The sequence below is a fragment of the Phenylobacterium sp. genome (assembly GCF_036263695.1).
In the GTDB taxonomy this organism is placed as follows: Bacteria; Pseudomonadota; Alphaproteobacteria; order Caulobacterales; family Caulobacteraceae; genus Phenylobacterium.
Genome location: NZ_DATAGM010000163.1, coordinates 1 through 4,457, shown reverse-complemented (window position 1 = coordinate 4,457; position 4,457 = coordinate 1). Strand labels below are relative to the sequence as shown.

The following is a 4,457-nucleotide window of genomic DNA, read 5'->3' as shown; positions in this document are numbered from 1 at the left end:
CCAACAACATGGTCTCCAGCCATTCGCCGGGCGACCGCGCGGCGAGCCGCAGCACTTCGACCTTCGGCGAGATCATGCCGATGTTCGACGCCATCCTGGAAAGCTCCAAGGCGGGCGTGCGCAAGCCAGATCCCAAGATCTACCAGATGATGTGCGAGCTGCTGGGCGTGGAGCCTGCCGCCTGCGTCTACCTCGACGACCTGGGGGTCAACTGCAAGCCGGCCGCCCAGCTGGGCATGCGGGCGATCAAGGTGGTGGACGTCGACCAGACCCTGGCCGAGCTCGCCGACGCCACCGGCCTGTCCTTCCCCACCGAGGAGCCCGCGGGCGCATGACCCGGCCGGCGAAGATCGGGGCCGCCGCGGCGCTGAAGTCGCTGCCCGACTGGACGGCGGTGGAGGGCGGCCGCGACGCCATCGCTCGTAGCTTCCGTTTCGCAGACTTCAACGCTGCGTTCGGCTTCATGAGCCGCGTCGCCCTGAAGGCCGAAAAGCTCGACCACCATCCGGAGTGGTTCAACGTCTACAATCGCGTCGAGGTCACCCTCACCACCCACGACGCCGACGGGGTGACCGAGCTCGACGTGAAGCTCGCGACATTCATGGACGCGTGCGCGCGGGAGGTCTCCAGATGAGCGGACGGGTCGCCGGAAAGAAGGTTTTCATCACCGGGGCGGCGGGCGGCCTCGGATCGGCCATGGCCCGCGCGCTGGTCGCCGAGGGGGCGCAGGTCTGCCTCGCAGATATCGACAGCGCCGGCGTCGAGGACCTGGCGGCGGAGATCAACACTGGTTTCGGCGAGGGCGCCGCCTTCGCCTTCCCGTTGGACGTCACCAAGGAGGACCAGTGGATCTATGCCCTGGAGGAGGCCGACGCGGCCATGGGCGGGATCTCGGTGCTGATCAACAACGCCGGCATCAGCCGCGGCGGCAACATCGAGCAGCTGTCCTTCGAGGACTGGAAGGTGGTGATGAGCGTCAACGTGGACTCGGTCTTCCTGGGGACCAAGCACGCGCTGCGCTACATGCGGAAGACCCAGCCCGGCTCGATCATCAACATCTCGTCGATCGCCGGGCTGATCGCCGCCCACAACAGCCCCGCCTACAACGCCTCCAAGGCCGCGGTCTGGCTGCTTTCCAAGGGCATCGCCCTGCACTGCGCCAAGCAGGGGCTCGACATCCGCTCGAACTCGATCCACCCGACCTTCATCGACACCCCGATCCTCGATCCGATCCGCCAGCAGTTCGGCAAGGAGGAGGCGGACGCCAAGCTGGCCCGCCAGATCCCGCTCGGCCGCATCGGCGCGCCCTCGGATATCGCCAACGCAGTGATCTACCTGGCCAGCGAGGAGAGCCGCTTCATGACAGGAGCCGAACTGAAGCTGGACGGCGGCATCTCGGCGATGTGAGGCGCTTCGCGCCTCAGTTCACCATCACCGTCCCGAGCAGCAGCCGGGCCCCCGTGCGGCCCAGTACGCGATCGGTTTCGCGCTGCATCTCGCGGCTGAGGGTCTCGGCGTTGGGCGGCGCGCCCGGCGGCAGGCCGGTGGCGTAGGTCTGCAGCCGCTGGGCGAAGGCGGCGCGCAGCCTGGGCTGCGAGGCCTCGGCCCGTTCGCGCAGGCGCACATCGGGAATGTCGAGGCCCGCCTCCACGGTCAGCACCCCGCGGCGCCCGTTCGGCAGCAGCACGGAGGAGGTCACGGCCGGGAGCTGGACGTAGCTCAGCCCGCCGACCACCTTCTTCTCGCGGTTCGAGGCCGCACGCGCGCCCGGCGCCAGGGCCATCGCGGCGGCGGCCAGCAGAAGGGAGCGGCGGTGCATGCCGGAGATTTGGCCGCAGTACGGTTAGCGGTCTCTTTACGGCGACGATTCAGAGTGGGCTCTCGTCAGATTCGCATTTGGACTGGAGCGCCTGTTGGGCCGCTTTGCGCCGACCAACCTCAACCTCGACGGCAAGGTCATCCTCGTCACCGGCGGCACCGGCTCGTTCGGCCGCCGGTTCATCGACATGGTCCTCACCAGGGCCAAGCCGCGCAAGCTGATCGTCTATTCACGGGACGAGCTGAAGCAGCACGAGATGCAGATCGACCTGGCCGAGCGCTACGGCCAGGAGCGGCTGGGCGCGATGCGGTTCTTCCTGGGCGACGTGCGGGACCGGGAGCGGCTGACGCTGGCGCTGCGCGGCGTCGACATCGTGATCCACGCCGCGGCCCTGAAGCAGGTGCCGGCCGCCGAGTACAACCCCTCGGAATGCATCCACACCAACGTGCTGGGGGCCGAGAACGTCGTCTGGGCCAGCCTGACTAACCGGGTGAAGCAGGTGGTGGCGCTCTCCACCGACAAGGCCTGCAACCCGATCAACCTCTACGGGGCGACCAAGCTCGCCTCGGACAAGACCTTCGTGGCGGCCAACAACCTGTCCGGCGACATCGGCACCCGCTTCTCGGTGGTGCGCTACGGCAACGTGGTGGGCTCGCGCGGCTCGGTCGCGCCCCTGTTCCAGCGGCTGATCGCCAACGGCGCCAAGGAGCTGCCGATCACCGATGCGCGGATGACGAGGTTCTGGATCACCCTCAACCAGGGCGTCGATTTCGTGCTCTCCTCGCTGGAGATCATGCGGGGCGGCGAGATCTTCGTGCCCAAGATCCCCTCGATGAAGATGACCGACCTGGCCGCAGCCCTCGCGCCCGAGCTGCCGGTCAAGATCATCGGCATCCGCCCGGGCGAGAAGCTGCACGAGATGATGATCAGCTCGGACGATGCGCGCACCACCGTCGATCTGGGCGACCGCTACGCCATCGAACCGGCGTTCGCCGAATACACGCGCAAGAAGTTCGGCGCCGCCGCCAAGCCGGCGCCGGACGGCTTCTCCTACTCCAGCGACACCAACGACGAGTGGCTGAGCGGCGCGGGCCTGCTGGAGATGCTCGCCGACGCCCCGCCGGTGATGCGCCGGCGCCGGGCCACCGACCCGGTATGAGCGGGCCCCTGCTTCCCTACGGTCGCCAGACGATCGAGGACGACGACATCGCCGCGGTGGCCGAGGCCCTGCGCGCGGACCTCCTGACCACCGGGCCGAAAGTCGAGGCCTTCGAGGCCGCCTTCGCCGAGGTCGTCGGCGCGAAACACGCGATCGCCTGCGCCAACGGCACCGCGGCCCTGCACCTGGCCATGCTGGCCCTGGACGTGCAGCCGGGCGAGGTCTGCGTCGCCCCCTCAATCACCTTCCTGGCCACCGCCAACTGCGCCCGTTTCGTGGGGGCCGAGGTGGTGTTCGCCGACGTTGATCCGCTCACCGGCCTGATGACGCCGGACACCCTGGCGGACGCCCTGGCGCGCGCCGAGGGCCGCAAGGTGCGGGCCGTGCTGCCCGTCCACCTGCGCGGCGACGTCGCCGAGCTGCCGGCGCTGGCCGCCCTGGCCGAGCAGGCCGGCGCGGTGCTGGTGGAGGACGCGCCCCACGCGCTGGGCTCGACCATGCAGTTCGGGAACCAGGCGGCCAGCGTCGGCGACGGCCGCTGGGGCGCGATGGCCACCTTCTCCTTCCATCCGGTGAAGACCATCGCCACCGGCGAGGGCGGCATGGTCACCACCAACGATCCGGGCCTGGCCCAGCGGCTGCGTACACTGCGCACGCACGGCATGGTCCGCCCGGCCGGTGGGGAGCCCTGGTGGTACGAGATGCCGGAGATCGGCTTCAACTACCGCCTACCCGACATCCTCTGCGCCCTGGGGCTGTCGCAGCTTTCCAAGCTGCCCCGCTTCGCCGCCCGCCGGCGAGAGCTGGCCGACCGCTACCTTGAGCGCCTCGCGTCCCTTTCGCCCACGGTCATCCCTGCCTCTCGCCCCGCCTGGAGCGACCCGGTCCTGCACCTGTTGACCGTGCTGATCGACTTCGAGGCCGCCGGCCGCACCCGCCGCCAGGTGGTCGACGCCCTCGCCGCGCGCGGCGTCGGCAGTCAGGTCCACTACATCCCCGTCCACCGCCAGCCCTACTACCGCGAGCGCTACGGCGACCTCCACCTGCCAGGCGCCGAGGCCTGGTACGCCAGGTGCCTGTCCCTGCCGCTGTACCCCGGCATGGACGACGGCGACGTGGACCGGGTGGTGGACGCGCTGAGCGAAGCGGCGGGCTAGCAGGGAAGAGATCAGGCCGCGAGCCCGACCTGTTTGATCAGTTCGCCGACCTGGGCCATGCGCTCCGGCGAGCGGGCCAATTCGCTGCGGGTTTCGTCCATGCGGATCAGGCGCACGGCCTCGGCCTTTGCGCGTTCCGTGGCGGGACCGAGGGGAGCGGTCTCGCCCAGGGCGAACTTCAGCAGCAGCATCAGCCGCTGGCTGGCCGGGGCCTGGGCCTTGGCGAGGCTGGCGGTGAGCTTGGCCTCGGCGTCGAGGACGCCGCCCAGCTCGCCGAGTTTGGCCTGGACCGGGGTGTAGTCCTCGGGCGCCAGGCCCGCAC

6 protein-coding genes and 1 pseudogene are annotated in these 4,457 nt (G+C 69.8%); 5 read left to right on the top strand and 2 right to left on the bottom strand.

Features of this window, described 5'->3' with window-relative positions; genetic code table 11:
- From VHK87_RS06785 to VHK87_RS06775, 3 genes are all read left to right on the top strand, one after another.
- On the top strand, window positions 1–335 hold a 335-nt coding region (locus VHK87_RS06785; protein WP_329634141.1), incomplete at its 5' end, for an HAD-IA family hydrolase.
- The gene (locus VHK87_RS06780; RefSeq protein WP_329634140.1) at window positions 332–634 is read left to right on the top strand and encodes a 4a-hydroxytetrahydrobiopterin dehydratase; all 303 of its coding nucleotides are present in this window, start codon (window positions 332–334) and stop codon (window positions 632–634) included. The genes VHK87_RS06785 and VHK87_RS06780, both read left to right, overlap by 4 nt.
- Window positions 631–1,407 (top strand): SDR family oxidoreductase, encoded by a 777-nt coding sequence (locus VHK87_RS06775; protein WP_329634139.1) that lies wholly within the window; start codon window positions 631–633, stop codon window positions 1,405–1,407. Before VHK87_RS06780 ends, VHK87_RS06775 begins: the two co-directional genes overlap by 4 nt.
- Window positions 1,408–1,420: 13 nt before the next feature.
- On the opposite strand, the gene VHK87_RS06770 is transcribed toward VHK87_RS06775, so the two are convergent.
- Window positions 1,421–1,819, bottom strand: coding sequence for a Tat pathway signal protein (locus VHK87_RS06770; protein ID WP_329634138.1), 399 nt, complete (start codon window positions 1,817–1,819; stop codon window positions 1,421–1,423).
- 94 nt (window positions 1,820–1,913) lie between these two features.
- On the opposite strand from VHK87_RS06770, the gene pseB reads away from it, so the two are divergent.
- Together pseB and pseC are read left to right on the top strand one after the other, a co-directional pair.
- Entirely contained in the window at window positions 1,914–2,978 is a 1,065-nt protein-coding gene (pseB, locus tag VHK87_RS06765; protein WP_329634137.1) for a UDP-N-acetylglucosamine 4,6-dehydratase (inverting), read from the top strand.
- Window positions 2,975–4,135: a UDP-4-amino-4,6-dideoxy-N-acetyl-beta-L-altrosamine transaminase gene (gene pseC, locus VHK87_RS06760; RefSeq protein WP_329634136.1), complete on the top strand. Its 1,161-nt coding sequence runs from the start codon at window positions 2,975–2,977 to the stop codon at window positions 4,133–4,135. The genes pseB and pseC overlap by 4 nt, the downstream gene beginning before the upstream one ends.
- 11 nt (window positions 4,136–4,146) lie before the next feature.
- Here the strand turns inward: pseC and VHK87_RS06755 are convergent.
- A pseudogene (locus VHK87_RS06755) lies at window positions 4,147–4,457 on the bottom strand (hypothetical protein); the annotation flags it as partial.

What these genes read in the sequence shown, in the direction of transcription:
- VHK87_RS06780 (WP_329634140.1), top strand. Translation starts at nt 332, where the DNA reads ATGACCCGGCCGGCGAAGATCGGGGCCGCCGCGGCGCTGAAGTCGCTG.
- VHK87_RS06775 (WP_329634139.1), top strand. Translation starts at nt 631, where the DNA reads ATGAGCGGACGGGTCGCCGGAAAGAAGGTTTTCATCACCGGGGCGGCG.
- VHK87_RS06770 (WP_329634138.1), bottom strand. Translation starts at nt 1,819, where the DNA reads ATGCACCGCCGCTCCCTTCTGCTGGCCGCCGCCGCGATGGCCCTGGCG.
- pseC (WP_329634136.1), top strand. Translation starts at nt 2,975, where the DNA reads ATGAGCGGGCCCCTGCTTCCCTACGGTCGCCAGACGATCGAGGACGAC.